We start from the raw sequence: 26,905 nt of genomic DNA on the forward strand, positions 1-26,905 counted from the left end.
AAGGCCCCCGGCCCGCCGCTCCTCCTACAGGGAGGGCGGCGGGTCCGGGCGGCCCCGGTCCTGCGGGCCGCGGCCCGAGAGCACCTCGCCGTACGCCTGCATCAGGTCCGCCAGCCGCAGCGTGGAGAGGTCCTCGCGGGAGGGCGTCAGCGCGTACCCGGCGAGGCGCAGGTCGCGGTAGGCACAGCTCTTCTCGTAGAGGGTGCGCAGGAACCGGCCGTTGCCCAGCTCGTCGATCCAGCCCTGCTCCACCACGTGCCCGCTGATGCTGCGCAGCTCCTCCAGGGCCTCCTCGTCCCAGTGGTCCCCGTTCGCGTCCGCCAGGACCCCGCCGATCGCGGTCAGTTCCGGCGGCCGGTAGCTCGGGAAGTCCACCCGGGTGGTGAACCGCGAGGACAGTCCCGGGTTCGTCGCGAGCAGCCGGTCCATGCCGGCCGGATAGCCGGCCAGGATCACCACCAGGTGGTCCCGGTTGTCCTCGGCCCGCTTGAGGAGCACCTGGAGCGCCTCGTCCCCGTACGCGTCGCCCTTGCTGTAGCCCGAGTTGGACAGGCTGTACGCCTCGTCCACGAAGAGGACCCCGCCGATCGCCGAGTCGATCAGCTCGTTGGCCTTCACGGCCGTCTGGCCGAGGAACTCGCCCACCAGGTCCGCCCGCTGGGCTTCCACCAGGTGGTCGCCGCCGAGCAGCCCGAGGGCGTAGAACACCCGGCCCAGGATCCGGGCCACGGTCGTCTTGCCCGTCCCGGAGGGACCCGAGAAGACGAAGTGCCGTTTCGGCGGCTGGACCGGAAGCCCCTGGCCGGCCCGTAACCGCGCCATGTGCAACTGCGCCGAGAGTGCCTTGACCTGCCGCTTGACCGGCTCCAGGCCCACCATCCGCTCCAGCTCGGCAAGCGCCTCGGCGAGCAGCGCCGGATCGGCCGGTCCGGCGGGCAGGCCCGGCGGCCCGGCCTGCGGCGGTAGGCCGGTCCGGTGCCGTACGCCGTCGGGGCGCCCGGCGGCGTCGGGTCCCGGGCCCACCGGCGCGTTCCCCGCGCCCGCACCCGCGCCGGGGGCTAAGCGGGTCTCCGGCGGCTCGCCGCAGAGCAGCGGGTCGGCCTCGGCCTGCCCGTCCGCCGCGATGTCCGTCCCGAGCCCGCCGCCCAGCGCCACGGCGGCGAAGTCCCCGTCGGCCGCGGCGATCCCGTACTCCTCGCCGCCGCCCAGCCCGTCCAGGCCGTCGTTCTCGGAGATCGCGGTCAGCCGGGCCGCGGTGTCCATGAACGCCGGGTCGACCCGGTGCACCGCCCGGTAGAGCGGCAGCGCGGCCGCGCTGCGCCCGGTGCCCTCGTGCGCCCGCGCCAGCCAGTACCGCAGCTCCTTGCGCTGCGGCTGCTCGCTGCGGCAGCGCATCAGCGCCGCCGACAGCATCGGCTCCGCCTGCCCGTACATTTCGAGGCGGACCCGCGCCATCCCGCCGAACAGCCCCGCCTCGATGCCGAGCAGCGGATCGTCCACGAGCGGCTCGGTGTGCCGCACCAACTGCTCCCAGTCCTTGACCAGATAGGCGCGGCAGGCGTGCAGGAAGCGCACCTGCGGGTCGGTGTCGACCGGCGGCAGCGCCGCCAGCGCCCGGTCCAGCTCGGGCACGTGCCGGCCGTCCAGCCAGTGCGAGGCGTGCGCCAGCAGCAGATCGCGTTTGCTCTCCAGTACCGGCTGGACCCACCAGCCCAGCCAGTACCAGGAGTTGAGCGTGCGCCGGTGCCGCGCGCGCTGTTCCCCGAAGCGGTCCCGGTGGGCGTGCATGCGCAGCAGCGCGTTGGTGGTGTCCACCCGCAGTGCGTGCAGCCCGAGCCAGGCGTCGGCCATCGAGGGGTCGAGCAGTACGGCCGCCCGGAACTCCTCCTCGGCCTGCGGATAGGCGCCCATGGTGCAGGCGTCCACTCCGCGCAGCCAGGCGAGTTCGGCCGGCTCGTAGGCGCTGCCCGGCATGCCGAAGTCCATCACGTCCCCCACAAGCCTGCCCCCGTGGTGCGCGGCAACACCCGTGTTGTACACGCGAGTTGTCGCCTGCGCCGATGAAATCAGGGTGGCATCGTACCTGCGGTCCCCCGCCATACGTAGGGTGCGGCGGACACCCGTCGGAGGTACACCCGGGGCACACGCGTTCACGGAGAGTGAAGAGGCGTGCGAGGGCAGGTGTTCTGGAGGGCCGCCGGGGAGGTTCCGGGGGCAGAGCGGAGCCCCCGGTCACGGGGGAACAACCGGGGGCTCCGCGTCAGGGGCGGCCCTGAAAAACCGCACATTCAGAACGTAAGGCCGCCGCGGGCCGCGGTCAAGCGGCCCCCGGACGGCGCCCGGGCAGGGGTGGCGGCCGCCGGACGGGGCTCGGGTCAGGACCGGGGAAATTCGTCACTCGGGGTGACGGAGCGGGCTCGCGGGGCGGTCGCATCCGCCCCGGAAGACCACTCGTATCCCGTACCGCTCTGCCGCACCAGCGTGTCCGCGAAGGGGCGCGAAGGGTCGTCCGCGAAGTGCGCGCGCTCCGCGCGCTCCCATCCGTCCCAGAAGAGCGACAGTTCGCGCCCGTCCCGGTTCCGCCCGCGCCCCCAGGACTGCTCCCGGGGCATTTCCATCCACACCAGGCGCGCCAGGCACGGGCGCAGCGCCCGGCGGCCCGCGCCGACGCCCTCGACGAGCAGCACGGGAGCCGGTTCCAGCACCCGGATGGGCCCGAAGCGGCGCGCCACCCAGTCGTACGGCGCCCAGCGCGCCGCCCGCCCGGCCGCCAGGGGGTCGAGCACCTGGGTGCGCAGCCGCTCCGTCCAGTCGAACAGCTCCTCGTGGGTGGCGACGTCGTCGAGGTGCAGGACGGGGGCGCCGCCCAGGGCCCCGGCCAGCCGCGCGGCGAAGGTGCTCTTGCCGGAGCCCGCGTGGCCGTCGATGCCGATCACCCGTACGGGGCCCAGCGACGGCGCCGCGCTGACGAGTTCCCGGGCGAGCGCGTCGAGCGGCGCGGCCCCGGCGGGGGACGCGTGCGAGGCGGGCGGGCCGGACGGGACGGATGGTTCCACCCGGCCAGCCTACGGCGGCGCACGACACGGCCCGCCGCATGGCCCCGGCCGCCCGCGAGCTGGGAGGGTGGCGGGGACGCACCGCGGCCCGCACGCTCCGCGCGCCCGGGCCGCGGTGCACCACCCCGTCCTGCCCGCCCTGCTCCGCCCGCCCGGTACGTCGCCCGACCGCACCACTGGGGGTTCCCGCCCATGACCACGCCCACCCCGCGCCGGGCCGTCCTCGCGGCGGCCCTCGCCGCCGCCACGGCCGCCACCGTCCCCGCCACCCCGTCCGCGGCCGCGCCCGCCCCCAAGGGGGCCGGGGGAGCCCCGGCCCCGGGCCGGGCGGTGGACAACCGGTTCTGGTACGCGTACGGCCACTGGCAGGCGGGGACCCACGAAGGGACCACCGCGGTGCCCGGCGCGCGCCCCGGGCTGCGGATGGCCACCCCGGCCGGGCGCACGGAGTACGCCGACCCGCACACCGGGAAGAAGAGCACCTGGGAGTACGCGACCTGGACCTCGCCCGGGCACCGCCCGGCCGTGCCCGCCACCGAGGTCATCGCGTCCTGGAACGCCCGTACGCCCGCCGGGACCTGGCTCCAGGCCGAGCTGCGCGCCACCTACACCAACGGGGTCACCGGCCCCTGGTACGTGATGGGCCGCTGGGCCTCCGGCGACGGCGACATCCGGCGCACCTCGGTGGACGGGCAGAGCGACGGCACCTCCACCGTCTGGACCGACACCCTGGCCCTCGACGGCTCCGCGAGCGCCGGCGGCCTGCGGATCCGGGAGTGGCGGCTGCGGCTGACCCTCCACCGCCGCCCCGGCGCCCCGCTCGGCCCGGAGGTCTGGCTGGCCGGCGCGATGGCCTCGGACGTCCCCGACCGGTTCACCGTGCCCGCCTCCGTGCCCGGGACGGCCCGCGAGCTCGCCGTCCCGCGCTACTCGCAGGAGATCCACGTCGGTCAGTACCCCGAGTACGACAACGGCGGCGAGGCGTGGTGCAGCCCCACCTCCTCGCAGATGGTCGTCGAGTACTGGGGGCGCGGGCCCGGCGCCGCCGACCTGGCCTGGGTCAGGAAGGAGTACGCCGACCCGCAGGTCTGCCACGCGGCCCGCGGCACCTACGACGCGGCCTACAAGGGCTGCGGCAACTGGCCCTTCAACGCCGCCTACGCCGCCACCTACCGCGACCTGGCGGCCGTGGTGACCCGGCTGGGCTCGCTCACCGACGTCGAGACCCTGATCGCGGCGGGCATCCCCGTGATCACCTCCCAGTCCTTCCGCGAAGGGGAACTGACCGGCGCGGGCTACGGCACGGCGGGCCACCTCATGACGGTGACCGGCTTCACGCCCGCCGGGGACGTCGTCGCCAACGACCCCAACTCGCCGGACGACCCGTCCGTGCGCCGCGTCTACCGGCGCCGCGAATGGGAGAACGTATGGCTGCGCACCAAGCGCTACCACGCCTCCGGCAAGGTCGTCTCCGCGAGCGGCGGTGTCTGCTACCTCTACGCGCCGTGCCGCCCGAGCGTCGCGCAGGCGCGCGCCCTGCGCGCGGTCGGCGTGCTCTGAGGAAAGGCCGCCGGGGCGGTTTCCGCTCCGCACCAGCGGGAAGAAACCGGGCTAAAGGGTACATAAAGGCTCCCGTAGGAGGCGGCCCGCCATGACCACCCACCCGAACATCGAAATGCACCCCGACCTCGCCGAGATGCGCACCCGCTTCGAGCGGGTCACCGCCACCCCCCGCGCGCAGGCCGTCGAAGCCCTCGCCCTCATCACCGGTCTGTACATCGCGGCCTCGCCCTGGATCGTGGGCTTCAACGTCCTGTCGTCCTTGGCGATCACGAACCTGATCGCGGGCCTGGCCTACTGCCTGTGCATGGGCGGCCTCGGTTCCGCCTACGAGCGCACGCACGCGATGGCCTGGACGGCCGTCGGCATCGCGGCCTGGACGATCGTCGCCCCCTGGGTGGTCGTCGGCGAGGTCGACACCACCCGCACCGTGGTCAGCAACTGCATCGCGGGCGCCGTCGCCCTGCTGCTGGCGCTCGCCATGGCCGGCATGGCCGGACGGGAACGCGCCGCCGGACGGGAGCGCGCCGGACGCGCCCTGCGCACCGGCTGACCCGGTCCGCCGCCCGCAGACCCGGGTCCCGGCCGCACGGGCGGCCGGGGCCCGGCCGTGCGTGACGTCCGCCACCCGTGACGCTCGTCTCTACCGCGAAGGCGGTAAACGCTGTCACATTGGACGCATGACCGCACATACCGCCGCACTGACCGTCCGGGTCCGCGACCTCGTCCGCACCGGGGGCCCGAAGGGCGACTCGGCCTGGCTGGAGCACGTGCTCGGCTGGACCCTGGTCGTCGCCATCGCGATGCTCGTCACCCAGATCGGCTGGCTCTGACCGCTGCTCCGGCACCCTCCCGGGCCCGCCGCGGCACTTTTACACCACGCCCCGGTCACCCGGCCTCCAGCCGGAGCCCGTCGGTGACGATCAGGTCCGCGGTGACCAGGGCCTGTTCGGCGCTGACGTCGGTCATGAAGACGAAGGGCGGGATGACCGGCGGCGCCGGCAGCCCCTCGGGCGTGAAGGTGACGCACAGCAGCCCCTCGATGCAGCCGCTGAACCTGGTGAGGTACAAGGTCACGTCGCCGCTCAGGTCCAGCGTCCTGGCGGCGAGCCCGTACTCCTCCCCGCCGTCCCGGGTCCGCAGCCGGTAGTCGAAGAGCTTGGCGGCCCGCATCCGCAGCACCAGCACCTTCAGGGGCCCGCCGGCCGTGGGCACCCGGGTGACCCCGGCGAGGGTGAACCCCTGGGGGGCGAAGAGCGAGGTGGTGACCGTCGGGGGAGTGCGCGGCGCCGTCGGCACCGCGCCGCTCGCCGCGGCCCGGGCCGCGGGCGTCCCGGTCGCCAGCGCGGCCAGCAGGACGACCGGCAGCGCGGCGGCCAGGGTGCGCGCGCCGCCGCCGTCCGGGCCCGGCCGCCGGTAGGGGCTCTCCTCCTGGTGCTCGGGACCGTCCAGCGGGGTCCAGCCGAAGGCCAGTGCGCTGCCCGTGATGCCGAGCAGCATGCCGAGCAGGAACCCGCCCAGGTTGGTCGCGACGAAGGACAGCACCGACAGCAGCAGCGCGTGCACGCTGACGTACAGACGGGCCTGCGGCAGGAACCAGAGGAACAGGCCCGCGGCGATCAGCGCGCCCCCGATCCCGATGGCCGCGATCCCGCCGAGGCCCAGGCTGACCAGGATCGTCAGCGGGGAGAGCGGGACCAGCAGCAGCTCGGTCCCGCCCAGCACCAGCAGCAGTCCGCCCCAGAACGGCCGGGTCCGGCGCCAGACCCGCAGCCGGGCCCGGCGCGCGGACCAGGAGGGCCGCCCGGGGGAGGCTCCGGAACGGAGCCCTAGAAGCACTGCTTGCCGTCCAGGGCCACGTCCAGCTTGAGCCCCTTGAGCCGGAAGTCGCCGCCGGTCGCCGACCAGGCGTGCGAGCGGACCCCCTTGACCTCGATGTCCCCGGCCTGGAGGCCGAACTTCCCGGCTCCGCCCCTGACCCCGTCCACCCGGTCCAGGGTCGAGGCGTCGCGGCCGATCTCGGCGGTGCCGAACCGGGCGTCGCCGGTCAGGTCCTCGCCGTCGATCACCAGGTGGGTGGCGGTGACGTTCCCGGCGGGTCCGCCCGCGGTCAGTTTGAAGACGACCTTGCCGACCGGGGTGTCGACCACGGCGGACTGGCAGATGTCGGCGAGCGTCGCCTCCCCGATGCCGAGCAGGGCGACCGGGTGTCCCGCGCCGTCGACGGAGCGGTCCGTCTGGACGTAGGAGGCCAGGCCCTTGCTGCTGAGGTTGGAGGAGGAGACCTGGAAGGCGGTGCCGGAGACGGCGAAGGAGGCGGCGAGCGCGCCCTGGGCCATCACCGTCGCCAGCACGCCGACCGCGACGAACGCGGGCAGCGCGGCGGCGGCCGTCCTCTTCCAGTGGACGCGGCCCTCGGCCGGGTGTCGCTCTGCGGCGCTCGTCGAGGCGCTGCTCGTGGAGGTGGTGTTCTTGGCGGCTTTGCTCATGGCGGTGGGGCCTCCCGTACGTCGTCCGGTGCGCAGGGGAAGTGCGAAGGAGCGGGGCCGGGCAGGTCTGCGATACTGCGGGCATCCTGTGGCAGTTCGAGGCTAGGGCCGAATTTGAATAATAGTCAACAGCGCGGCAAGACCGAGCGATCGCAGGTCCGGCGGGCCGAACTCATAGCGACCGGGCGGAAGTTGTTCGCCGACACCTCGTACGACGCGCTGTCGATGGACGACATCGCCAAGCAGGCCGGGGTCGCCAAGGGGCTGATCTACTACTACTTCACGAGCAAGCGCGGCTACTACCTCGCCATCGTCGAGGACTCCGTGAACGGACTCGTCGCGCGGGCCGGCGGCGACACCGAGCTGCCCGCCGCCGAGCGGGTCCGCCGCACCATCGACGGCTACCTCCACTACGCCGAGCAGCACCGCGCCGCCTACCGCACCATCGTCACCGGCGGCGTCGGCTCCGACGCCGAGGTCCTCGCCCTGCGCGACGCGGTCCGCGCGGAGCTGGTCGCCACCATCGCCGAGGGCGCGTACGGCCACCGGGACCTGCCCCCGCTGGCCCGGCTCGCCCTCGTCGGCTGGCTCTCCGGGGTCGAGGGCACCACCCTCGACTGGATCGGCACCGAAGGCGAACCGGACCGCCCCGGGCGCGCGGAGCTCGGCGCCCTGCTGGTGCGGCAGCTGCGCGCGACCCTGACCGTGATCGAGGAGTTCGTCCCGCAGTGCCCGGCTCCGCCGCCGGAGGCGGAAACCGCCGGGACCGGGTCCGACCTGCGCAAGGATCCCTCGTGCCCGTGACGGGACGCCCCTGATCGGGCATACTCGACCCGCCGCAGCCACTGGTCAGGCCCTTCTGTGATCCGGGAGGGCACCATCGGCTGTAAGAGCACCGAGACCCGGCGGCGCGCACCACCCTTTTCGCGCGCCGCCGCCGTGCCCGACCAGGGAGGAGAGCGCCGCCATGATCGACCGCGCCCCGCAGCCGGTGGACCGTCAGCTGCCCACCGAGGAGTCCCGCGACCTGCTCGCGCTCGTGCGCGAGATCGCGCAGCGGGAGATCCGTCCCCGGGCCGCCGAGGAGGAGGACTCCGGCCGCTTCCCCCGCGAGGTGTTCACCCTCCTCTCCGAAGCCGGGCTGCTCGGCCTCCCGTACGCGGGTGAGTTCGGCGGCGGCGAGCAGCCGTACGAGGTCTACCTCCAGGTACTGGAAGAGCTGGCCGCGGCCCGGCTGACCGTCGGCCTCGGCGTCAGCGTGCACTCGCTGGCCTGCCACGGCCTGGCCGGGTACGGCACCAAGGAGCAGCAGGGCGAACACCTGCCCGCGATGCTCGGCGGCGGGCTGCTCGGCGCCTACTGCCTCTCCGAGCCTGCCGCCGGCTCCGACGCCGCCTCCCTGACGACGAAGGCCGTCCGCGAGGGCGACGACTGGATACTGACCGGCACCAAGGCGTGGATCACCCACGGCGGGGTCGCCGACTTCTACACGGTCCTCGCGCGCACCGGCGCCCCGGGCCCCAAGGGGATCACCGCCTTCCTCGTACCCGGCGACGCGCCGGGCCTGACCGCGGCCGTGCCCGAGAAGAAGATGGGCATGAAGGGCTCGCCCACCGCCCAGCTGCACTTCGACGGCGTACGGGTGCCCGACACCCGCCGCATCGGCGAGGAGGGCCAGGGCTTCACCATCGCGCTGGCCGCCCTGGACGCGGGCCGCCTCGGCATCGCCGCCTGCGCGATCGGGGTGGCCCAGGCGGCGCTGGACGAGGCCCTCGCGTACGCCCTGGACCGCAAGCAGTTCGGGCACCCCATCGCCGACTTCCAGGGGCTGCGCTTCATGCTGGCCGACATGGCCACCAAGATCGAGGCGGGCCGCGCCCTGTACCTGGCGGCGGCGCGGCTGCGGGACGCGGGCAAGCCGTTCTCCCGGCAGGCGGCCATGGCGAAGCTCTTCTGCACCGACGCGGCCATGGCGGTGACCACCGACGCGGTCCAGGTCCTCGGCGGCTACGGCTACACCGCCGACTTCCCCGTCGAGCGCCTGATGCGCGAGGCCAAGGTGCTGCAGATCGTCGAGGGCACCAACCAGATCCAGCGGATGGTCATCGCCCGCCACCTCGCGGGACCCGAGACGCGCTGAGCCGGGACCCGTTCCAGGAAGGTCCCGGCCGGACCGCGCCCGCTGGACGGAAAATGCGGGTGCGGCCGGTGGTGGCGCTCTGATAGCCATCGGCCATGGACGACCTTGTGACACATGACCCCGCGACCGGTGACCTGGTGACGGAGCGACTCGTGCTCCACCCGATCACGCCCGCCGAGGCGGAGCGGACGCTCGCCGGGGAGCGGGACGCCGCGGCGGTGTGGGCGCCGGGATACCCGGGGGAGGGCGACCGGGGCGTGCTGCGCCGGTTCCTGCGGACCTGCGCGGACACCGGCGACCCCCGGCCCTTCGGGCCCTACGAGATACGGCTGCGGGACGACGGGTCCGCGGTGGGCGGGGTGGGGTTCCACGGAGCGCCCGACGCGGTCGCCGAGGTGACCGTGGGCTACGGCCTCGTGCCCTCGGCCCGGGGTCGCGGGTACGCCGCCGAGGCGCTGCGCGCGGTGCTGGCCCTGGCCCGCTCCCGGGGCGCCGCGGCCGTGGTGGGCGACGCGGACCTCGACAACACCGCCTCGCGCCGCGTGATGATCGCCGCGGGCATGCGGCTGACCGGCGAGGACGCGCGGCTCGCGTACTACCGCACCGACTGGGACGCGGACCCCGTCCCCGGGGACCGCCCGCCGCGGGACTGGGAGATCTCCACGGACCCGGCGCGCCTGGACCCCGGGCTGATCCACCGCTGGCTCTCGCAGGACGCGTACTGGGCGCTCGGCCGCTCGCGCGAGAAGCAGGACCTGGCGATCGCGAACTCCCTCAACTTCGGCGCCTACGACCGCGTCGGCGGCCGTCAGCTGGCGTACGCGCGGGTGGTGACCGACCGGGCCACCTTCGCGTGGCTCTGCGACGTCTACGTCGACCCGGCGGCCCGCGGCAGGGGCCTGGGCACCGCCCTGGCCGAAGCCGTCCGCGACCACCTCGCCCCGTACGGGGTGCGCCGCATCATGCTGGCCACCGCCGACGCCCACGGGGTCTACGCCAAGGTCGGCTTCGAGCCGCTGGCGGACCCCGGGAAGTGGATGGCCCTCGGCGCGCAGTAGGTGTGCCCGCTCAGCCGCCGTACAGCGGTCCGCCCGGCCAGACCGGGGAGGTGGCGAGCCGGGACCACTCCGGGTCGCGGCGGCCCGGCAGGGTGCGGCCGTCGTCCGCCCAACGGGCCAGCAGCGCGCGGTAGATGGGTGGGTCCGCCGGGCGATGAACCGATTCTTCGGGACCGGCGGGCGCCGGTCGCCGCCGCCGTCCCGTGGAAGCCTCAAGCGTGGTCATGCACGGCCAACGCGGCACGCGCGGGTGGGGTAACCGGCCCCGCCGTGCGGGTATCCGTTCGAGCCGTCCCCTGGTCCCGGGCCCGAGCCGTCCCCTGGTCCGGGCCCGGGCCGTCCCCCGGTCCGGGCGGTCCGGTGACCGGGCGCGCGGCCTTCTGTCAGCGAATGACACGACCCTGGCCCTCGGCGCGGTTTCTGACGTACCGTCATATCCGCCGAGCCGACCCGTGCCCAGGAGGTTTGCCATGCCCGCGGACCGACCCATCGCCCTTGACGAATACCCCATCCACCAGGCCCCGTTGTCGATGAAGTACGTCGCCACCGGCGACCGCAACGCCTACGACCGGTGCATCTTCCACGTCTTCGACCACGCGGGCCGCGCCGTGCTCATCCTCGGCCTCGGCGTCTACCCCAACGCCGGGGTCATCGACGCCTACGCCACCCTGCGCCTCGGCGACGAACTCCTCGCCGTCCGTGCCTCCGACGCCCTCACCGACGACCGGATGAACCTGTCCGTCGGCCCGCTGCGGATCACCGTGGACGTCCCGCTGCGCACGCTCGGCCTGCACTGCGACGCCGATCCCGACGACCCGGACGGCCTCTCGTACGACATCACCTGGACCGCGGCCTTCCCCGCGGTCTGGGAGCCGCACCACGTCCAGCGACGCGGCGACCGCCTCATGCTGGAGGGCCGCCGCTTCGTGCAGGCGGGCGGGGTGAGCGGCACCATCCGGGCCAAGGGCGAGGAACTGCGCCTCGCCGAAGGCGAATGGACCGGCACCCGGGACCGCAGCTGGGGCGTGCGCCCGATCCCCGGCGAGGACGGCGGCCGCGCGGCCGAGGAGCACCGCCCCGAGGGTTTCCACTGGCTCTGGGTCCCCGTCCGCTTCGAGGACCGCTTCCTCATGGTCATCGTCCAGGAGGACGCCGACGGCCACCGCACCCTGAACGAAGCGGTCCAGGTCTTCCCCGACGCCGCGGGGCGGGGCGACGTACAACTGGGCTGGCCCCAGGCCGACATCCGCTACCGGCCCGGGAGCAGGCACCCCGAGAGCGCCGTCGTCCACCTCACCGATCCGGCCCGCAAACCCCTCGAACTGGGCGTCGAGGTCCTGAACTCCTCCCCGCTCGCCGTCGGCGCCGGCTACCCGCCCGCCGCCGACTGGCAGCACGGCACCTGGCAGGGCCGCGGCTGGACCGACCGCCGGGTCTACGACCTCTCCGACCCCGCCGCCCACCCCATGGCCGCCTACGGGGTCACCGACCACTCCGCCCGCTTCACCCTGGAGGGGCGGACCGGCTTCGGCATCTTCGAGCACGGCAGTTTCGGCCGCCACGACCCGAGCGGGTTCACGGACCACGGATCCGTCGCCCCGTAGGAACGCCGCGCCCCCAGACGCCCCGGAACCCACAGAGAGAGGTGGCCATGGCCACGGCACCACGTCCCCGCACCTCCACCCGGGAACCCGAGGAACTGGGCCGCCGCCTCGCGGCCTGGCTCGGCGACCGGCTCCCCGGGGCGCGGGTCGTCGACGTCCGCGTCCCCGGCTCCAACGGCATGTCCAGCGAGACCCTGCTCTTCGACATCGACCACCCCGACACCCCGCTGCGGGCCTGCGCGCTGCGCCTGGCCGCCGACCCGGCGGCCTACACCGTCTTCCCGGCCTACGACATGCCCCGCCAGCACCGGGTGATGAGCCTGGTCACCGAGCACACCGACCTGCCCGTCCCGCGCGTGCAGTGGCTGGAACCGGACCCCGGGCCGCTGGGCGCGCCCTTCTTCGTGATGGCCCGGGCCGAGGGCCGGGTGCCGCCCGACGTGATGCCCTACACCTACGAGGGCAACTGGCTGCACGCGGCGAGCGACGCCGAGCGCGCCGCGCTCCAGGAGGAGAGCATCTCCCTGATCGCCCGCCTGCACGACCAGTTCCCCGCCAAGGAGGCCGAGTTCCTGCTCCCGGAGGGATCCGGGAGCCCGCTGCGGCGGCACGTCGACGCCCAGCGCGCCTACTACGAGTGGGTGGTCTCGGGGCTCGCCCGCTCACCGCTGCTGGAACGCGCCTTCGAGCGGCTGGAGGAGCTCTGGCCCGCCGACGAAGGCCCCGCCGTCCTCAACTGGGGCGACGCCCGCATCGGCAACGTCATCTACGACGGTTTCCGGCCGGCCGCGGTGCTGGACTGGGAGATGGCGGCGTACGCCCCGCGCGAGGTGGACCTCGGATGGACGGTCTACCTCCACCGGTTCTTCCAGGACCTCACCGTCGGCTTCGGCCAGAGCGGCCTGCCGGACTTCCTGCGCCGGGACGACCTGGAGCGCCGCTACGCGGAACTGACCGGGCACACCCCGCGCGCCATGGACTTCCACACCCTCTACGCGGCCCTGCGGCACGGGATCGTGATGCTGCGGATCGCGTACCGCCAGGCGCACTTCGGCGAGGTCGAGGTTCCGGCCGACCCGGACGGGCTGATCCTGCACCATGCCAGCATCGCCGCCATGGTGCGGGGGACCTACTGGGACCGGGTCTGACCGGAACCCGGCGGACGGGCCGCTCAGGCCGCCTGGACGTGCTGGACCGGACGCGAGCCCGGACCGCCGACGTGCGAGAAGGGCTGCGTCCGCCAGTCCAGCCCCTGGGGGAGCGTCAGGAGCACGATCGGGTCGAGCTCCCGGTCCGCCGCGAGGGCCACGGCGGCCGCCTGCGCCTCGGCGGCGGGCCGTCCCGTACCGGCGCACACGGTGAGGCCGAACGGGTTCCACGGGCTCAGGCAGAGCCCGTGCTCGGGCAGGAACTCCTCGTCCGCGACCAGCGCGATCGACTGCCCGCAGTCGGGGCAGACGGCGTGGTGGACGTCGAAGGCCTCCGCGCCCCCCTCGAAGTCGGGGTCGTCGCCGTAGCCGTCGGGGTCGAAGTCGCCGTACCCGCCGTCGGCGCGTTCGTGCGACGCCGGTGCGGTGCGGCCCGCGCGCTTGGTGTTCTGCATGGATGTACTCCCCCTTGGGTGGGCCGGGCGAGACGTTCGGCCACGGCCACAGCAAGCACTTCCCGTCGCGCGGCACGAGTAACCACAACCGCCCCGCGTACGCCTGCATACCCCTGTGGCCTTGGTCACATGCCTGCCGCAGGTGCCACTTGTCCGTGGACACCACTGGGCCTGGAGCACCCCGGGGCAATAGGTTGGGCGGCTATGAGCGCAATGGAGGAGCTGGACCGTCAGATCGTGGATCTGCTCGTGCGGGACGGGCGGATGAGCTACACCGACCTGGGCAAGGCCACGGGACTGTCCACGTCCGCGGTCCACCAGCGAGTACGCCGTCTGGAGCAGCGCGGGGTCATCCGCGGCTACGCGGCCGTGGTCGACCCCGAGGCCGTCGGGCTGCCCCTGACCGCCTTCATCTCGGCGAAGCCGTTCGACCCGAGCGCACCCGACGACATCGCGGACCGGCTCGCCGGGGTCCCCGAGATCGAGGCCTGCCACAGCGTGGCCGGCGACGAGAACTACATCCTCAAGGTCCGGGTGGCCAGCCCGCTGGAGCTGGAGGACCTGCTGGGCCGCGTCCGCGCCCTGGCGCACGTCTCGACCCGCACCACGGTCGTCCTGTCCACCCCCTACGAAGCCAGGCCGCCCCGCGTGTGAACCGCCCCGCCGGGACCCCTCCCGGCGGGCCCGCCCGCACCCTGCGTCCGGCGGCGCCCCGCGGACCCGCGAGACTGGTCCCATGACCGACCGCGCCGCCGCCGCTTCCGCCTCCACGCCGCCCGCCGAACTGCCCACCGTCCTGCTCCGCAGGGGCGAGGTGCACAGTCCCGCCGACCCCTTCGCCACCGCGATGGTCGTCGAACGCGGGCACGTCGCCTGGGTGGGCTCCGAAGGCGCCGCCGACGCCTTCGCGCAGGGCGTCGACGAGGTCGTCGACCTGGACGGCGCGCTCGTCACCCCCGCCTTCACCGACGCCCACGTGCACACCACCGCCACCGGCCTCGCGCTCACCGGCCTCGACCTCACCGGCGCGCGCTCGCTGCCGGACGCGCTGGCGCTCGTACGGGCGTACGCCCTGCGGCGGCCGGCCGACCGGGTGCTCCTCGGGCACGGCTGGGACGCGGCCCGCTGGCCCGAGCGGCGCGCCCCGCGCCGGGCCGAGCTGGACGAGGCGACCGGCGGCCGCCCGCTCTACCTCAGCCGGGTCGACGTGCACTCGGCCGTGGTGACCACCGCCCTGCTGGAGCTGGTGCCCGCCGTGCGGCACACCGGGGACGAGCCGCTGACCCGCGAGGACCACCACGCCGTGCGCGCCGCCGCGCTCGCCGCCGTCACGCCCGCCCAGCGCGCCGAGGCCCAGCGGGCCGCGCTCGACCGCGCCGCCTCCCTCGGCATCGGATCCGTCCACGAATGCGGCGGCCCCGACATCTCCTCGGCCGAGGACTTCCACGACCTGCTGAACCTCGCGCGCGAACGGCCCGGCCCCCGGGTCTTCGGCTACTGGGCCGACCGGGACCTCGAACTGGCCCGCGACCTCGGCGCGGTCGGCGCCGCCGGCGACCTCTTCGTCGACGGCGCCCTCGGCTCGCACACCGCCTGCCTGCACACCCCGTACGCCGACGCCGCCCACACCGGCACCGGCTACCTCGACGCCGCCGAGGTGGCCGCCCACGTGGCCGCCTGCACCGAGGCCGGGCTCCAGGCCGGCTTCCACGCCATCGGGGACGCCGCGCTCACGGCCGTCGTCGACGGCGTCCGCGCGGCGGCCGGGAAGGTCGGCCTCGCCCGCGTGCGCGCCGCCCGCCACCGGGTCGAGCACGCCGAGATGATGACCCCGGCCACCATCGCCGCCTTCGCCGAACTCGGACTCACCGCCTCCGTGCAGCCCGCCTTCGACGCCGCCTGGGGCGGCGAGGAGGGGATGTACGCCGACCGGCTGGGCGCCGAGCGCGCCCGCACCCTGAACCCCTTCGCCGCGATGCTCAAGGCGGGCGTCCCGCTCGCCTTCGGCTCCGACGCCCCGGTCACCCCGCTCGACCCGTGGGGCACCGTCCGGGCGGCCGCCTTCCACCGGACCCCGGAGCACCGGATCTCCGTACGGGCCGCCTTCACCGCCCACACCCGGGGGGGCTGGCGGGCGCTGGGCCGCGACGACGCGGGGGTGCTCGTACCGGGCGCTCCGGCCGACTACGCCCTGTGGCGGACGGACGAGCTGGTGGTGCAGGCCCCCGACGACCGGGTCGCGCGCTGGTCCACCGATCCCCGCTCCGGCACGCCCGGGCTGCCCCGGCTGGACCCCGGCGCCGAGCTGCCGGTGTGCCTGGCCACCGTCGTCGGCGGCCGGGAGGTATTCGTACGGCCACAGGGGTGATCCGTCCGGCCTCGGTTCGGCAGTGGCGCCCGGACCCGGATAGGTTCGGCCCGGTCCACCACAGGACGACCGTGCCGGACGGATCCGTCTGCTCAGCGCGCCCGCGCCTCGGGGGCGAGGGAAGGTTTCGCCGGACGGGGGTCCCCCCTGCTCCGAAGGAGCTTGGGGGCGGGTGGCCTGATCGGGGCCCCGGGGTCCAGTAGACAACGGTCACGGCGGCCCGCATCCAGCGGGAGCCCGGCCGGCCCGAAGGATCCCGGGCCCCGATTCTCCGCCGCACCCCCGCCGCTGCTCTAAAATCGGTGCGGCGCCCGGGACGGGGACGTAGCGAAATGGGGACTCTGTGAGTGACGGCGGTGAGCGGCGCCACGGCCCGCTCGGCACGGTGCTGGTGATCATTCCGACCTACGACGAGGCGGAGAACATCGGCCCGATCGTCGCCCGCGTCCGCGCGGCGGTTCCCGCGGCGCACGTCCTGGTGGCGGACGACAACAGCCCCGACGGCACCGGAAAGCTCGCCGATCGGCTCGCCGCCGCCGACGACCAGGTGCACGTCCTGCACCGCAAGGGCAAGGAAGGCCTCGGCGCCGCCTACCTGGCGGGCTTCGCCTGGGGCCTGGAGCGCGGCTACGGCGTCCTCGTCGAGATGGACGCCGACGGCTCCCACCAGCCCGAGGAACTGCCCCGGCTGCTCACCGCCCTCACCGGCGCCGACCTGGTCCTCGGCTCGCGCTGGGTGCCCGGCGGCCGGGTGGTCAACTGGCCGCGGCACCGCCTGCTGCTCTCCCGCGGCGGCTCGACGTACTCCCGGCTGCTGCTGGACGTGCCGATCCGCGACGTCACCGGCGGCTACCGGGCGTTCCGTCGGGAGACGCTGGAGGGGCTGGGCCTGGAGCGGGTCGCCTCGGCCGGGTACTGCTTCCAGGTGGACCTGGCCCGGCGGGCGGTCGGCGCGGGCTTCCGGGTGGTGGAGGTGCCCATCACCTTCGTGGAGCGCGAGTTCGGCGACAGCAAGATGAGCCGGGACATCGTGGTGGAGGCGCTGTGGCGGGTGACCCAGTGGGGCGTCGCGGCCCGCGCCGCGAAGCTGGGGGCGAAGGCGTTCCGTCGGTCCTGATCCACGCGTCCTGACCCGGCGGCCCGGCCCTGACCTCCCCTAGGGGATGTCCGGTACCTCCGGTTGAGGCCGCTTTTACGGGACCCCAGGCACACTGGTGGTTATGACGACCGGCGCTCCCACCTCGACTGCTCCCCGGCGGCGCTCGCCCGCCCGTACCTTCGTTCCCCTGGCGGTGGCCGCCTGGCTCATCCTGGAGATCTGGCTGCTCGGCCTGCTCGCGGGCGCGGGCGGCGGCCTCGCCGTGGCCCTGGCGCTCGCGGGCGGCCTGGTGCTCGGCTCGGTGGTCGTGAAGCGGGCCGGACGGCGCGCCTTCGAGACCCTCGCGCAGACCTTCCAGCAGGCCCAGGCCGGGGTGCGGCCGGCCCCCCGGCAGCCCGGTTCGGGCAACGGCCTGGTCATGCTCGGCGGACTGCTGCTGATCCTGCCGGGCCTGCTCTCCGACGTGGCCGGGCTGCTCCTGCTGCTGGCGCCCGTCCGCGCCTGGATCGGCCGCCGCGCGACCGGGTCCCTGGAGCGCCGGATGGCCGCGGCTCCGGCAGGGTCCTTCGGCGACGCCTTCCAGCAGGCCCGGATCCACCAGGGCGACGGCATGGTGGTCCAGGGCGAGGTCATCCGCGAGGACGCGGTGCGACGCCCCGGCGCCGGCCCGGACGCCGGGTACCGTCCGCCGCTGGCCCCCTGAGCGACGTACACCGTCCGGCCCCCGCGCGCGCCGCGGCCGGGCCGGACGGCGAAAGACGAGGGCCCCCGCCACACGGAAATGTGGCGGGGGCCCTCGTCTTGTGCGTGTCCGGGTGTCAGGCGGACTTGCGGCTGTCCCGCGGATGCACGGCAATGTTCATGGCGCCGGAACGCAGGACCGCCAGCCTCTCGGCCAGCACTTCCTCCAGCTCCTCGCGGGTGCGTCGCTCCATGAGCATGTCCCAGTGCGTTCGCGCAGGCTTGCCCTTCTTCTCCTCGGGCCCGTCGCCGTCCACCAGAAGTGCCATGGCGCCGCACGCCTTGCACTCCCACTCCGGCGGAATTTCGGCCTCAACCGAGAACGGCATCTCAAAGCGATGTCCGTTCTGGCATGCGTACTCCACCGCCTGGCGCGGGGCCAGATCGATGCCGCGGTCCGTCTCGTAGCTGGTAACCACGAGGCGCGTACCGCGGAGAGCTCGCTCACTCATGAATCGTGCCTCCCGGGCTTGTCGCCCACAGGACAGGTGTCGCTGTCGTCGTCATCAGGTCAACGTCCGGTCGGCGGTATTGATTCCCGCTCCGGGTCGTGCGTCGCCCGTCGTACCGCCCCTTGTTGTACCCACCAGTGCCCGTTTTGTCACATCTGGCAGCAGATGTCACCCAGCGTCTCTTTTTATCGAGTACGCAGTAACGGTCCGCCTGGCAGGCCAAAGGCGTACACTACCGGCCCTTCGCTTCAACGTCTAAATTTGTTCGGAACTCGTTCGCCAGCTCGGCCGCACGGCCCACTCAGATCCTCTCGGGAACAGGATTCCCCGCCGCCTCCACCGCGCGCCGCACCGGCACCCGGGCGAGCAGCACGAATCCCAGTGCGAAGAAGACCACCAGCGAGATGATCGCATCGCGGTAACTGCCCGTGAGCTGGTACGTCAGGCCGAAGACCAGGGGTCCCACCCAGCTCAGGCCGCGGTCGCTCATCTCGTACGCGGAGAAGTACTCGGCCTCCTTGCCCGCCGGTACGAGGTGGGAGAACAGCGAGCGCGAGAGCGCCTGGCTGCCGCCCAGCACCAGGCCGATCATGGACGCGAGTGCGAAGAACCACACCGGCGTCCGGGCCGGCAGGAAGTACCCGGCGGCCAGGGTGAGCCCCCACGCGGCCAGCGAACCGAGGATCGTCCGCTTGGCGCCGTACGAACGCGCCAGACGGCCCATCCCCAGTGCGCCGACCACCGCGAGCACCTGGACCAGCAGCACCGCCACGATCAGCGTGGACTGCTCCAGCTCCAGCTCCTCCGAGCCGTAGATGGAGGCCTGCGAGATCACCGTCTGCACGCCGTCGTTGTAGACGAGGTACGCGAGCAGGAACGAGAGCGTCAGCGGATAGCGCCGCATGTCCTTGAGCGTCGCGATCAGCTGCCGCCAGCCGCTGACCGGCGCACCCGCGCCGGGCTCGCGCACCACCGTCCGGTCCCGCAGCCGGCGCAGCGGGATGATCGCGAAGGCGCCCCACCACAGACCGGCCGACGCCAGGCAGACGCGCACCGCCATGCTCTCGGAGAGGCCGAAGGAATCGTGACCCTGGAACAGGACCAGGTTCAGGACGAGGACGAAGGCGCCCGAGGTGTAGCCGAAGGCCCAGCCCCGCGAGGAGACCGTGTCCCGCTCGTCCGGGGCGGCGATCTGCGGCAGGTAGGCGTTGTAGAGCACCATCGAGACCGCCAGCGAGGCGTTCGCGACGATCAGCAGCAGCCCGCCCAGCAGATAGCGGTCACCGCCCAGGAAGAACATCCCGGCGGTCGCCGCCGCACCCGTGTACGCCGCCGCCGCGAGCAGCGGCTTCTTGCGGCCGCCGCGGTCCGCGACCGCGCCGGCCAGCGGCATGATCAGGACCGCCACGATCACCGAGGCCGACACGGCGTACGCGAAGAACGAACCGGCCCGCACGGGGATCCCCAGCGGGTGCACGTAGCCTTCGGCGTCCGCGGCGGCCTTCGCCACCGCCGTCAGGTACGGCCCGAGGAACACGGTGAGCACGCTCGTCGAGTACACCGAGCAGGCGAAGTCGTAGAAGTACCAGCCGTGCTGCTCCCGCTTGCGCGCGGCGGCCGTCGCCGTTGCCGCCGCGGCCTTCCCGGCGCCGGCCCCGTCGCCTCTACCGCTGCCGCCGTCGCCGTCCCCCGCGCCGGGTTCCGTTTCCGCTGTGGTCCGCGCACTCATCAGTGCCCCCTCGCTGGTCCCCGTACCGCACGGCCGGCCGCGTGCCCCGCGGCGGCGTGCGGGCCCGTCAGGCCCAGGCCCCGCGGCGCTCCAGCACCGTGCGCAAGATGTCGATCCGGTCGGTCATGATGCCATCGACACCCAGGTCCAGAAGAGACTCCATGCGTTCCGGTTCGTTCACGGTCCACACGTGCACCTGGAGCCCCCGCGCGTGCGCGGTCTCCACGAAGCGCCGGTCGACCACGCGGATGCCCGACTGGACCTCCGGAACCTGCGCCGCCACCGCGCCCACGCGCAGCGCCGCCGGGATCGCGTACGAGCGCAGCCGCAGCCCCACCACGCCCCGCACCCCGTACGAGGTGGCCAGCCGGGGCCCCGCCAGCCGCTGCGCCCGGGCCACGCGTCCCTCCGAGAACGAACCGACGCACACCCGGTGCCACGCCCCCGTGCGGGAGATCAGGTCGACCAGGGGCAGGAGCGCGGCCTCGGCCTTGACGTCGATGTTCCAGCGGGCCCGCGGGAACTCCTCCAGCAGCTCCTCGAACAGCGGCAGCGGCTCGCTCCCGGCCACCCGGGCCGCGCGCACCGCGCTCCACGGCAGCGCGCCGATCCGGCCGCGGGCGTCGGTCACCCGGTCCAGGGTCGCGTCGTGGAAGGCGACGAGCCGCCCGTCGGCGGTCGCGTGGACATCGGTCTCGAAGTACCGGTACCCCGCCGCGGCCGCGCGGCGGAAGGCGGCCGCGGTGTTCTCCAGCCCGTCCGCGGCCCCGCCGCGGTGCGCGAAGGGAAGCGGAGCCGGGTGGTCCAGATAGGGGTGCCGAAGGCGTACGTGGGTCACGGCCGCAGTATGCCCCGGCCGGGGCGCGTCCGCCTCGGGCGGGCCGGGGTGGTGGGCCCGGCGGGTCCCGCGGCCGCCGTGCTGGCCGCCGTGGCCCTCGCCATGGCACCCTGAGCCCGCAGGACCAAGCCAATCCCGGCCGCGGCAGCGCCGCTCCGGGGCCAATCCTTCGGAAGTGGACCGGACAGCATGGCCCAGTGGACCTCCGCGGTGGGCGCCGCACAGCTCGCCCGGCTGATCACCTCCCAGCAGCCGCAGCCCGCGGCGGCGGGCGCGCGCAAGCCCCCCGCCTACCGCTCCCTGGCCGACGGGATCCGGCTGCTCGTCCTGGAGGGCCGCGTGCCGGTCGCGGCCCGGCTGCCCGCCGAGCGCGAGCTGGCCGTCTCCCTCTCGCTGAGCCGCACCACGGTCGCCGCCGCCTACGAGGCCCTGCGCGGCGAGGGGTTCCTTGAGTCCCGGCGCGGCGCCGGCAGCTGGACCTCCGTACCGGCCGGGAACCCGCTGCCCGCCCGCGGCCTGGAACCGCTGCCGCCCGAGGCGCTCGGTTCGATGATCGACCTCGGCTGCGCGGCCCTCCCGGCGCCCGAACCCTGGCTGACCAAGGCCGTCCAGGGGGCCCTGGAGGAGCTGCCGCCTTACGCGCACACCCACGGGGACTACCCGGCGGGGCTGCCCGCGCTGCGCCGGATGCTCGCCGACCGCTACACCGAACGCGGCATCCCGACCATGCCCGAGCAGATCATGGTCACCACCGGGGCGATGGGCGCGATCGATGCCATCTGCAGCCTCTTCGCGGGCCGCGGCGAGCGGATCGCGGTGGAATCGCCCTCCTACGCCAACATCCTCCAGCTCATGCGCGCCGCCGGGGTCCGCCTGGTGCCCGTCGCGATGGCGGGCGGGCCCGGCGGCTGGGACATGGCGACCTGGCGCCAGGTGCTCCGCGACGCCGCGCCCCGCCTGGCGTACGTCGTCGCCGACTTCCACAACCCCACCGGCGCGCTGGCCTCCGAGGAGCAGCGCCGCCAGATGGTCGAGGCGGCCCGTTCGGCCGGGACGGTCCTGGTCGTGGACGAGACCATGGCCGAGCTGCGGCTGGACGCGGACCTGGAGATGCCGCGCCCGGTCTGCTCCTTCGACCCCGCCGGCAGCACCGTCGTCACGGTGGGCTCCGCGAGCAAGGCGTTCTGGGCGGGCATGCGGATCGGCTGGGTCCGGGCCGCCCCGGACGTGATCCGCAGCCTGGTCGCCGCCCGTGCGTACGCCGACCTCGGCACCCCCGTGCTGGAGCAGCTCGCGGTGAACTGGCTGATGCGCACGGGGGGCTGGGAGGAGGCGGTGGAGATCCGCCGCACCCAGGCCCGGGAGAACCGGGACGCGCTGGTCGCGGCCGTGCGCCGGGAGCTGCCGGACTGGGAGTTCGTGGTGCCGGGCGGCGGGCTGACGCTGTGGGCCCGCGCGGGCGGGCTGTCCGGGTCCCGGCTGGCCGAGGTGGGGGAGCGGGTCGGCGTCCGGGTGCCCTCCGGCCCGCGGTTCGGGGTCGACGGGGCCTTCGAGGGGTACGTACGGCTGCCGTTCACCGTCGGCGGCCCGCTGGCCGACGAAGCAGCGTCCCGGCTCGCGGCCGCCGCCCGCCTGGTCGGCACGGGCGCGGGGGGCGGCGGGGCGGAACCCCCGCGCACGTTCGTCGCGTAGCACCGCGGCGGCCGCGGCGGGCGGGCCCTTCCTACGGCCGCCCGCCCCTTCACCCGCCCCTTCACGGTGGCCGGGTCCGCGCGGCGGCCGGCCCGGCAGGGCGCCGGGGCTTCCTCACGGCGCGTCCGCCGCGACCTCCGGGATCTCCGAGGCGTCGATCGAGGAGCCCTGGGCCGGTGCCCGGTCCGGGCGCGGCGGCTTCGACAGGGTGGCGTGCGCCCGCTCGGGCAGCAGCTCGCGCACGGCCCGGCAGTGCGCCGGGTGCGCCGCGTCGTCGTAGGGGTCCGGGGTCGCCGGCACCTGGAGCCGGTGGACCGGCCCCGAGCCGAGGCGGGCGTAACCGCGCCCGGGCGGGACCTGCGCGGGAGGGGTGGTGTGCGGGGGGACCCCCAGCACCTCGGCGATCTGCTGGATCCCGGCGGGCCCGAGCGCCACCCGGGCCCGGGTGTGCTGCCACACGGCGTCGCCGAGCAGCTCCAGGTGGTCGAACTGTTCGGCCACCACCACCGTGACGTGCACGGCCCGCCCGTGCCGCAGCGGGACCTGGAGCAGCGCCAGAGGATCGGCGCGCCCCTCGGCCGCCGCGAGGTGGCCGAGCACGCTGGGCCGGTCGAGCAGGATCCACAGCGGACGCCGGACGTCCTCGGGCGCGGGCTGTCCCGCCTCGCGGGCCCGGTGCCCGGCGATCAGCCGCCGCTCGGTCTCCCGGGCGGCCCACTCCAGGATCGCGAGCGCCCCGGCGGGCCCGCTCTCCACGGCGAGCACGCCCGCGCGCCCGCAGAGGCAGGCGTACTCGCCGCTGCCGCCGCCCTCCACGACCAGGACGTCGCCGTCGTGCCGCAGGGCCTGCAGGGCGATGGAGCGCAGCAGGGTGGAGGTGCCGCTGCCGGGCTGGCCGACGGCGAGCAGGTGGGGTTCGGTGGAGCGGGGACCGGTCCGCCAGATCACCGGCGGCGCGTCCCGCGTCTCCTCGCCGTCGGCCACCGGCAGGGTGCGCTGCACGGAGGCCGCGTCCGTGAAGCCGAGGACCGTCTCGCCGGGCATGGTCACGAAGGGCTGGGCGGCGATGCCGGTGGCCAGCGCCGCCAGCACGCTCAGGTCGAGCTGGTTGCCCTCCTCGTCCCAGTCGAACAGGTACTCCCGCCCGCGCCCGGACTTGGCGTGCAGCAGGGACTCGATCCGGGCGCGCGAGGCGGCCTCACCGTCGGTGAAGTAGGCCGGGTAGCGGATCCGCAGCCGGGTGAGGCGGCCCGCGTCGTCGAAGGAGTAGTCGCTGAAGGCCTTGTCCCACTCGCCGCCGTGGGCGAAGAGCGGAGCGGGGTCCTCCGGGATGGAGAAGTACGGGACGAGGGCCTCGTAGAGGGCGGCGAGGCGCTCGGTCTCCGCCTCGCCGGGTCCGGTCCGCACGGGGGTGCGGTCCCGCCCGTGCCAGGCCGCCGCCGCCATGAGGGTGATCAGGGCGAGCAGCGGCCCGTACGGCACGAGCGCGACCACGAGCAGGCAGGCCGCCCCCAGGAACAGCGCGGGACCACGCTTGTCCTTGGGGGTGGAGGCCCACCGGCGCCGTCCCGCCGCGGCCAGGACACCGATGCCCCGGCCGATGGTCAGCAGCGGATGGAGGACGTCCGTGGCGTTGTCGGCGGCCGTGCGAGCGAGGTCGCGGCCCCGGCTCAGCGAGGCGTTGCCGCTGATGAGGATGCGGGGAAGTGGGCGCCGGGCCACGGGCGTCTCCTGGATCTGTCGTGCTGCTGCCGTACGGGCGGGGTGGGGGCGGTCAGAGCTTGATGCCGCCGAGGAGGCTCGCGAGGCTGGCCGTACTGGCCGTGATGCTCGGAGCGATGGCCGATCCGGCGAGGAAGAAGCCGAACAGCGAGCAGACGAACGCGTGCGACAGCTTCATCCCGTCCTTCTTGAAGAAGAGGAAGCAGATGATGCCGAGCAGGACGACACCTGAGATGGACAGGACCATGAGTTGCTCTCCAGACTCTCCTGGTGGGGGCAGGGGTGGTGGGGCAGGGGACAGTCACCATCAGTTGTGCCAGGCTCACAGCAAGTATCAATGCGATAAAAGGTGCAGATGGGTGATTCCTGTAATTTTTCACCGATCCGGCCCAGTCGCCGCCGTCCCGGTCCCGCCCCGGCGGCGCGGCACTTCCCCCTCCGGCCCCGCTCCGGTACCGCTCCCGCCCCGGGGGTGATCTTTGCCTCGGTCCTGCCCCGTCATGTCCGGGCGCGGGCAGTACTCTGTCGATTCACCCGTACGGACGTAGTGCCGTGCGTTCCCCTGCCCGCCCGGCCTGGGGAAACTTCACGCCAGGCAGCGAACGAGAGGCGGTACGACCCGATGAGCGAGCACGCCGAGAACGGCCACCCGGACGTCCCCGAGGTTCCCGACGAGGACGTCATCGAGCTGGCCACCAAGATCTTCGACCTCGCCCGCCAGGGCGACACCGAGACGCTCACCGCGTACCTCGACGCGGGCGTCCCGGCGAACCTCACGAACGACCGGGGCGACACCCTGGTCATGCTCGCCGCCTACCACGGCCACGCGGAGGCCGTCACGGCCCTGCTGGCCCGCGGCGCCGAGGGCGACCGCGCCAACGACCGCGGCCAGACCCCGCTCGCCGGCGCCGTCTTCAAGGGCGAGGAGCCGGTCATCCGCGCCCTGCTCGCCGGGGGAGCCGACCCGAACGCGGGCACGCCGTCGGCCGTCGACACCGCGCGCATGTTCGGGAAGGCCGACTTGCTCGAACTCTTCGGAGCCAAGTAGTCCGTTTCTGCGGGGGCGTGGATCCCGGGTTGGTCACGGCGGCCTTAAATGTGGTCGCGGTGCACAAACCGGCTGGGTCATCATGGCGACGGATTCGATTCGCGCACCGGCGGACGGGCAGGAACGGGCAGGACAAGACAGGTCCCCGCCCGGTCCGGCCGCCGGACCGGGCGCACCGAGAGAGTGAGAAGGCAATGGTCTACATCGAGCGGAACAAGACGGCGAACGTCCTCACATGCTGTTACGCGGCCCTGTGAATCCCGATTCCCGGTCGCGTCCCCAGCTTGATTTGAGGCCCTTGCCATGTTCGAACCAGTCATAGCGCCGAGCGGGACCCTGCTCGGTCTCCTCCAGCGCGGCCGCGGTGACGGCACGCTGCACGCGCTCGCCGCACCCCGGGCGGAGGCCCTCGCGGCCCTCAACCAGTGCGTACTGCGCGATCCGCGCCAGGACTGGCAGGTCGAGAACCGCTCCCTGTACTACGCCCGCCTGTACCTGGACCTCAGCGGTCCCCTCGGCGAGATCGAGGCGCACCTCTTCGGCGCCGAAGACCTCCTCGACGACGGCGACAGCCGCACCGGCCTCGCCCTGTCCGTCCTCGGCCACCTGGCCTCGTACGGCCGCGACGACGCGCTGATGCTGCTGCGCCGCTACGCCGCGAGCGGATCGAACTGGGCCTGGGCCCTGGACGAACTCGCGCTGCGCGACGACGACGCGGGGCTGCGCGCCCTGGCCCGGCCGGTCCTGGCCCGCTTCCCCGACACCGCCGAGGGCGGGGCGCGGCTGGCCGCCGCCGTCCGCGACGCGTACGAACCGCGCCCGTGGCGCCTGTGGGAGGAGGGGGCCGAGTTCGGCGAGCGGCTGCGCGCCGCCCGCCAGCAGGGCTCCTTCGACCGCTGGCAGCGCCAGCTCACCCCGTCCGGGCCCCGCCCCGGCTGGGGCGTCCAGGCCGTCTTCGACTGGGCCGAGGACGGGCTGCGCCGCGGTACGCCGCTGCACGTGCCCGCGGCCCGCTGCCTGGCCGCCGTGGCGACCCCCGAGGACCGGCCGGCGATCCTGGCCGCCGCCGCGGGCGCGTCCGGCGAGGCCGCCCGGGCCACCGCGCTGCACCACCTGGTCCTGGCCGAGCCGGACAACCCGGCCGTCCTCGACCTGATCGAAGCCGCGGGGGACGAACCCGCCGTGGCCGCCTACGAGCGCATGTGCGGCCCCGCCGCCGTCGACCGGGCCCGCGGCTGGGTCCACCGCCCCGACGCCCTGGGCGCGGCCGCGGCGGCCCTCCTCGCGGCCCGTGGCGGAGCCGAGGACGCGGGGCTGGTGCTCGGGGCGCTGCGTACGACGGTCCGCGCGGCCGGGCCCGACACCGTCCGGCTCTACCCCCTGGTCGACGGCGCGGGACGGCTCGCGATCGGCTGCGCCGCGCCCGTACTGCGGCACATCTACCGCGAGACGGCCTCTTCCCACCTGCGCGGGCGCGCCGCCCGCGCCCTGGCCAGCACCGACCCCTCCTTCGCGGCGGGCTTCGCGGTCGAGTGCCTCTGGGACTGCGAGGAGACCACCCGCGAGGTGGCCGCCCACCACGCCGAAACGGCCGACGCCCGCGTCGCCCCCCGCCTGCGCCGCCTGGCGGCGGACCCGGCGGAAGAGGAAGACGTCCAGTCCGCCGTCCGCAACCGCATCACCCCGGAGTCCGCGGTGTAACCGCC

26 protein-coding genes and 1 pseudogene are annotated in these 26,905 nt (G+C 74.4%); 16 read left to right on the top strand and 11 right to left on the bottom strand.

The features are described from left to right. Window positions 1–24 precede the first annotated feature (24 nt). Entirely contained in the window at window positions 25–1,986 is a 1,962-nt protein-coding gene (locus tag AC0693_RS19465) for an AAA family ATPase (protein WP_478802411.1), read from the bottom strand. A 389-nt stretch (window positions 1,987–2,375) separates the two neighbouring features. Continuing rightward, on the bottom strand, window positions 2,376–2,951 hold the full coding sequence (locus AC0693_RS19470) for a uridine kinase family protein (protein WP_478802412.1): 576 nt from the start codon (window positions 2,949–2,951) through the stop codon (window positions 2,376–2,378). Between the two features lie 297 nt (window positions 2,952–3,248). On the opposite strand from AC0693_RS19470, the gene AC0693_RS19475 reads away from it, so the two are divergent. The 3 genes from AC0693_RS19475 to AC0693_RS19485 all read left to right on the top strand — a co-directional run bounded on the left by AC0693_RS19475 (window position 3,249) and on the right by AC0693_RS19485 (window position 5,449). Further along, complete coding sequence (locus tag AC0693_RS19475; protein WP_478802383.1) at window positions 3,249–4,616, top strand: peptidase C39 family protein; 1,368 nt, start codon at window positions 3,249–3,251, stop codon at window positions 4,614–4,616. Between the two features lie 91 nt (window positions 4,617–4,707). Next, complete coding sequence (locus AC0693_RS19480; protein ID WP_356410890.1) at window positions 4,708–5,169, top strand: SPW repeat protein; 462 nt, start codon at window positions 4,708–4,710, stop codon at window positions 5,167–5,169. Window positions 5,170–5,296: 127 nt separating this feature from the next. Further along, window positions 5,297–5,449 (top strand): SCO1431 family membrane protein, encoded by a 153-nt coding sequence (locus AC0693_RS19485; RefSeq protein ID WP_356410893.1) that lies wholly within the window; start codon window positions 5,297–5,299, stop codon window positions 5,447–5,449. Between the two features lie 55 nt (window positions 5,450–5,504). Here AC0693_RS19485 and AC0693_RS19490 read toward each other — a convergent pair whose 3' ends face one another. Further along, a complete protein-coding gene (locus AC0693_RS19490) occupies window positions 5,505–6,455 on the bottom strand; it encodes a DUF6114 domain-containing protein (RefSeq protein WP_478802384.1) in 951 nt (316 codons plus the stop codon). Further along, window positions 6,446–7,105, bottom strand: a complete 660-nt coding sequence (locus AC0693_RS19495; protein ID WP_469319398.1) for a DUF6230 family protein — start codon at window positions 7,103–7,105, stop codon at window positions 6,446–6,448. The genes AC0693_RS19490 and AC0693_RS19495 overlap by 10 nt, the downstream gene beginning before the upstream one ends. A gap of 114 nt (window positions 7,106–7,219) precedes the next feature. Between AC0693_RS19495 and AC0693_RS19500 the strand changes: the two genes are divergently transcribed. The 4 genes and pseudogenes from AC0693_RS19500 (at window position 7,220) to AC0693_RS19515 (ending at window position 10,303) form a co-directional block, all read left to right on the top strand. After that, window positions 7,220–7,909: a TetR/AcrR family transcriptional regulator gene (locus tag AC0693_RS19500; RefSeq protein ID WP_478802385.1), complete on the top strand. Its 690-nt coding sequence runs from the start codon at window positions 7,220–7,222 to the stop codon at window positions 7,907–7,909. A 163-nt stretch (window positions 7,910–8,072) separates the two neighbouring features. Then, entirely contained in the window at window positions 8,073–9,245 is a 1,173-nt protein-coding gene (locus AC0693_RS19505; protein ID WP_469332054.1) for an acyl-CoA dehydrogenase family protein, read from the top strand. A gap of 95 nt (window positions 9,246–9,340) precedes the next feature. Continuing rightward, window positions 9,341–9,799 (top strand): annotated as a pseudogene (locus AC0693_RS19510) (GNAT family N-acetyltransferase); the annotation flags it as partial. A gap of 6 nt (window positions 9,800–9,805) precedes the next feature. After that, window positions 9,806–10,303 carry a GNAT family N-acetyltransferase gene (locus tag AC0693_RS19515; RefSeq protein ID WP_478802413.1) on the top strand — a complete coding sequence of 166 codons (498 nt, stop codon included), beginning with the start codon at window positions 9,806–9,808 and terminating at the stop codon, window positions 10,301–10,303. Between the two features lie 10 nt (window positions 10,304–10,313). Here AC0693_RS19515 and AC0693_RS19520 read toward each other — a convergent pair whose 3' ends face one another. Continuing rightward, entirely contained in the window at window positions 10,314–10,529 is a 216-nt protein-coding gene (locus AC0693_RS19520) for a hypothetical protein (RefSeq protein WP_356410908.1), read from the bottom strand. Window positions 10,530–10,773: 244 nt separating this feature from the next. On the opposite strand from AC0693_RS19520, the gene AC0693_RS19525 reads away from it, so the two are divergent. Together AC0693_RS19525 and AC0693_RS19530 are read left to right on the top strand one after the other, a co-directional pair. Further along, the gene (locus AC0693_RS19525; protein WP_478802386.1) at window positions 10,774–11,907 is read left to right on the top strand and encodes an Rv3169 family protein; all 1,134 of its coding nucleotides are present in this window, start codon (window positions 10,774–10,776) and stop codon (window positions 11,905–11,907) included. A 47-nt stretch (window positions 11,908–11,954) separates the two neighbouring features. After that, a complete protein-coding gene (locus AC0693_RS19530) occupies window positions 11,955–13,055 on the top strand; it encodes a phosphotransferase family protein (RefSeq protein WP_478802387.1) in 1,101 nt (366 codons plus the stop codon). Between the two features lie 23 nt (window positions 13,056–13,078). Here AC0693_RS19530 and AC0693_RS19535 read toward each other — a convergent pair whose 3' ends face one another. After that, a complete protein-coding gene (locus tag AC0693_RS19535) occupies window positions 13,079–13,510 on the bottom strand; it encodes a hypothetical protein (protein ID WP_356410917.1) in 432 nt (143 codons plus the stop codon). 213 nt (window positions 13,511–13,723) lie between these two features. On the opposite strand from AC0693_RS19535, the gene AC0693_RS19540 reads away from it, so the two are divergent. The 4 genes from AC0693_RS19540 to fxsA all read left to right on the top strand — a co-directional run bounded on the left by AC0693_RS19540 (window position 13,724) and on the right by fxsA (window position 17,680). Continuing rightward, window positions 13,724–14,164 (top strand): Lrp/AsnC family transcriptional regulator, encoded by a 441-nt coding sequence (locus AC0693_RS19540; protein WP_356411007.1) that lies wholly within the window; start codon window positions 13,724–13,726, stop codon window positions 14,162–14,164. Between the two features lie 82 nt (window positions 14,165–14,246). Next, window positions 14,247–15,878 carry an amidohydrolase gene (locus AC0693_RS19545; RefSeq protein WP_478740805.1) on the top strand — a complete coding sequence of 544 codons (1,632 nt, stop codon included), beginning with the start codon at window positions 14,247–14,249 and terminating at the stop codon, window positions 15,876–15,878. Window positions 15,879–16,221: 343 nt separating this feature from the next. Further along, window positions 16,222–16,995, top strand: coding sequence for a polyprenol monophosphomannose synthase (locus tag AC0693_RS19550; protein ID WP_478802388.1), 774 nt, complete (start codon window positions 16,222–16,224; stop codon window positions 16,993–16,995). Window positions 16,996–17,098: 103 nt separating this feature from the next. Further along, window positions 17,099–17,680: an FxsA family membrane protein gene (fxsA, locus tag AC0693_RS19555; RefSeq protein WP_478802389.1), complete on the top strand. Its 582-nt coding sequence runs from the start codon at window positions 17,099–17,101 to the stop codon at window positions 17,678–17,680. Window positions 17,681–17,795: 115 nt separating this feature from the next. Here fxsA and AC0693_RS19560 read toward each other — a convergent pair whose 3' ends face one another. The 3 genes from AC0693_RS19560 to AC0693_RS19570 form a co-directional block, all read right to left on the bottom strand. Further along, complete coding sequence (locus tag AC0693_RS19560; protein ID WP_007262928.1) at window positions 17,796–18,170, bottom strand: RNA polymerase-binding protein RbpA; 375 nt, start codon at window positions 18,168–18,170, stop codon at window positions 17,796–17,798. Between the two features lie 301 nt (window positions 18,171–18,471). Further along, window positions 18,472–19,899 (bottom strand): MFS transporter, encoded by a 1,428-nt coding sequence (locus AC0693_RS19565; protein ID WP_478802390.1) that lies wholly within the window; start codon window positions 19,897–19,899, stop codon window positions 18,472–18,474. Window positions 19,900–19,966: 67 nt separating this feature from the next. Continuing rightward, a complete protein-coding gene (locus AC0693_RS19570) occupies window positions 19,967–20,737 on the bottom strand; it encodes a glycerophosphodiester phosphodiesterase family protein (RefSeq protein ID WP_356410930.1) in 771 nt (256 codons plus the stop codon). A 189-nt stretch (window positions 20,738–20,926) separates the two neighbouring features. On the opposite strand from AC0693_RS19570, the gene AC0693_RS19575 reads away from it, so the two are divergent. Further along, window positions 20,927–22,429, top strand: coding sequence for an SCO1417 family PLP biosynthesis transcription factor (locus AC0693_RS19575; protein ID WP_469319390.1), 1,503 nt, complete (start codon window positions 20,927–20,929; stop codon window positions 22,427–22,429). Between the two features lie 114 nt (window positions 22,430–22,543). Here AC0693_RS19575 and AC0693_RS19580 read toward each other — a convergent pair whose 3' ends face one another. Both AC0693_RS19580 and AC0693_RS19585 read right to left on the bottom strand, forming a co-directional pair. Then, window positions 22,544–24,151: a hypothetical protein gene (locus AC0693_RS19580; RefSeq protein ID WP_469319389.1), complete on the bottom strand. Its 1,608-nt coding sequence runs from the start codon at window positions 24,149–24,151 to the stop codon at window positions 22,544–22,546. A 52-nt stretch (window positions 24,152–24,203) separates the two neighbouring features. Then, a complete protein-coding gene (locus AC0693_RS19585) occupies window positions 24,204–24,398 on the bottom strand; it encodes a hypothetical protein (RefSeq protein ID WP_030706611.1) in 195 nt (64 codons plus the stop codon). 375 nt (window positions 24,399–24,773) lie between these two features. On the opposite strand from AC0693_RS19585, the gene AC0693_RS19590 reads away from it, so the two are divergent. Together AC0693_RS19590 and AC0693_RS19595 are read left to right on the top strand one after the other, a co-directional pair. Further along, on the top strand, window positions 24,774–25,199 hold the full coding sequence (locus AC0693_RS19590; protein WP_356410939.1) for an ankyrin repeat domain-containing protein: 426 nt from the start codon (window positions 24,774–24,776) through the stop codon (window positions 25,197–25,199). A 303-nt stretch (window positions 25,200–25,502) separates the two neighbouring features. Then, complete coding sequence (locus AC0693_RS19595) at window positions 25,503–26,900, top strand: HEAT repeat domain-containing protein (RefSeq protein ID WP_478802391.1); 1,398 nt, start codon at window positions 25,503–25,505, stop codon at window positions 26,898–26,900. Window positions 26,901–26,905 lie beyond the last annotated feature (5 nt).

It is taken from the genome of Streptomyces sp. NPDC043876 (assembly GCF_056435825.1).

Coding starts and splice junctions, on each gene's coding strand:
- fxsA (WP_478802389.1), top strand. CDS start 17,099: ATGACGACCGGCGCTCCCACCTCGACTGCTCCCCGGCGGCGCTCGCCC.
- AC0693_RS19585 (WP_030706611.1), bottom strand. CDS start 24,398: ATGGTCCTGTCCATCTCAGGTGTCGTCCTGCTCGGCATCATCTGCTTC.
- AC0693_RS19535 (WP_356410917.1), bottom strand. CDS start 13,510: ATGCAGAACACCAAGCGCGCGGGCCGCACCGCACCGGCGTCGCACGAA.
- AC0693_RS19545 (WP_478740805.1), top strand. CDS start 14,247: ATGACCGACCGCGCCGCCGCCGCTTCCGCCTCCACGCCGCCCGCCGAA.
- AC0693_RS19530 (WP_478802387.1), top strand. CDS start 11,955: ATGGCCACGGCACCACGTCCCCGCACCTCCACCCGGGAACCCGAGGAA.
- AC0693_RS19515 (WP_478802413.1), top strand. CDS start 9,806: ATGCGGCTGACCGGCGAGGACGCGCGGCTCGCGTACTACCGCACCGAC.
- AC0693_RS19505 (WP_469332054.1), top strand. CDS start 8,073: ATGATCGACCGCGCCCCGCAGCCGGTGGACCGTCAGCTGCCCACCGAG.
- AC0693_RS19485 (WP_356410893.1), top strand. CDS start 5,297: ATGACCGCACATACCGCCGCACTGACCGTCCGGGTCCGCGACCTCGTC.
- AC0693_RS19475 (WP_478802383.1), top strand. CDS start 3,249: ATGACCACGCCCACCCCGCGCCGGGCCGTCCTCGCGGCGGCCCTCGCC.
- AC0693_RS19540 (WP_356411007.1), top strand. CDS start 13,724: ATGGAGGAGCTGGACCGTCAGATCGTGGATCTGCTCGTGCGGGACGGG.
- AC0693_RS19560 (WP_007262928.1), bottom strand. CDS start 18,170: ATGAGTGAGCGAGCTCTCCGCGGTACGCGCCTCGTGGTTACCAGCTAC.
- AC0693_RS19525 (WP_478802386.1), top strand. CDS start 10,774: ATGCCCGCGGACCGACCCATCGCCCTTGACGAATACCCCATCCACCAG.
- AC0693_RS19465 (WP_478802411.1), bottom strand. CDS start 1,986: ATGGACTTCGGCATGCCGGGCAGCGCCTACGAGCCGGCCGAACTCGCC.
- AC0693_RS19480 (WP_356410890.1), top strand. CDS start 4,708: ATGACCACCCACCCGAACATCGAAATGCACCCCGACCTCGCCGAGATG.
- AC0693_RS19595 (WP_478802391.1), top strand. CDS start 25,503: ATGTTCGAACCAGTCATAGCGCCGAGCGGGACCCTGCTCGGTCTCCTC.
- AC0693_RS19590 (WP_356410939.1), top strand. CDS start 24,774: ATGAGCGAGCACGCCGAGAACGGCCACCCGGACGTCCCCGAGGTTCCC.
- AC0693_RS19520 (WP_356410908.1), bottom strand. CDS start 10,529: ATGACCACGCTTGAGGCTTCCACGGGACGGCGGCGGCGACCGGCGCCC.
- AC0693_RS19495 (WP_469319398.1), bottom strand. CDS start 7,105: ATGAGCAAAGCCGCCAAGAACACCACCTCCACGAGCAGCGCCTCGACG.
- AC0693_RS19565 (WP_478802390.1), bottom strand. CDS start 19,899: ATGAGTGCGCGGACCACAGCGGAAACGGAACCCGGCGCGGGGGACGGC.
- AC0693_RS19575 (WP_469319390.1), top strand. CDS start 20,927: ATGGCCCAGTGGACCTCCGCGGTGGGCGCCGCACAGCTCGCCCGGCTG.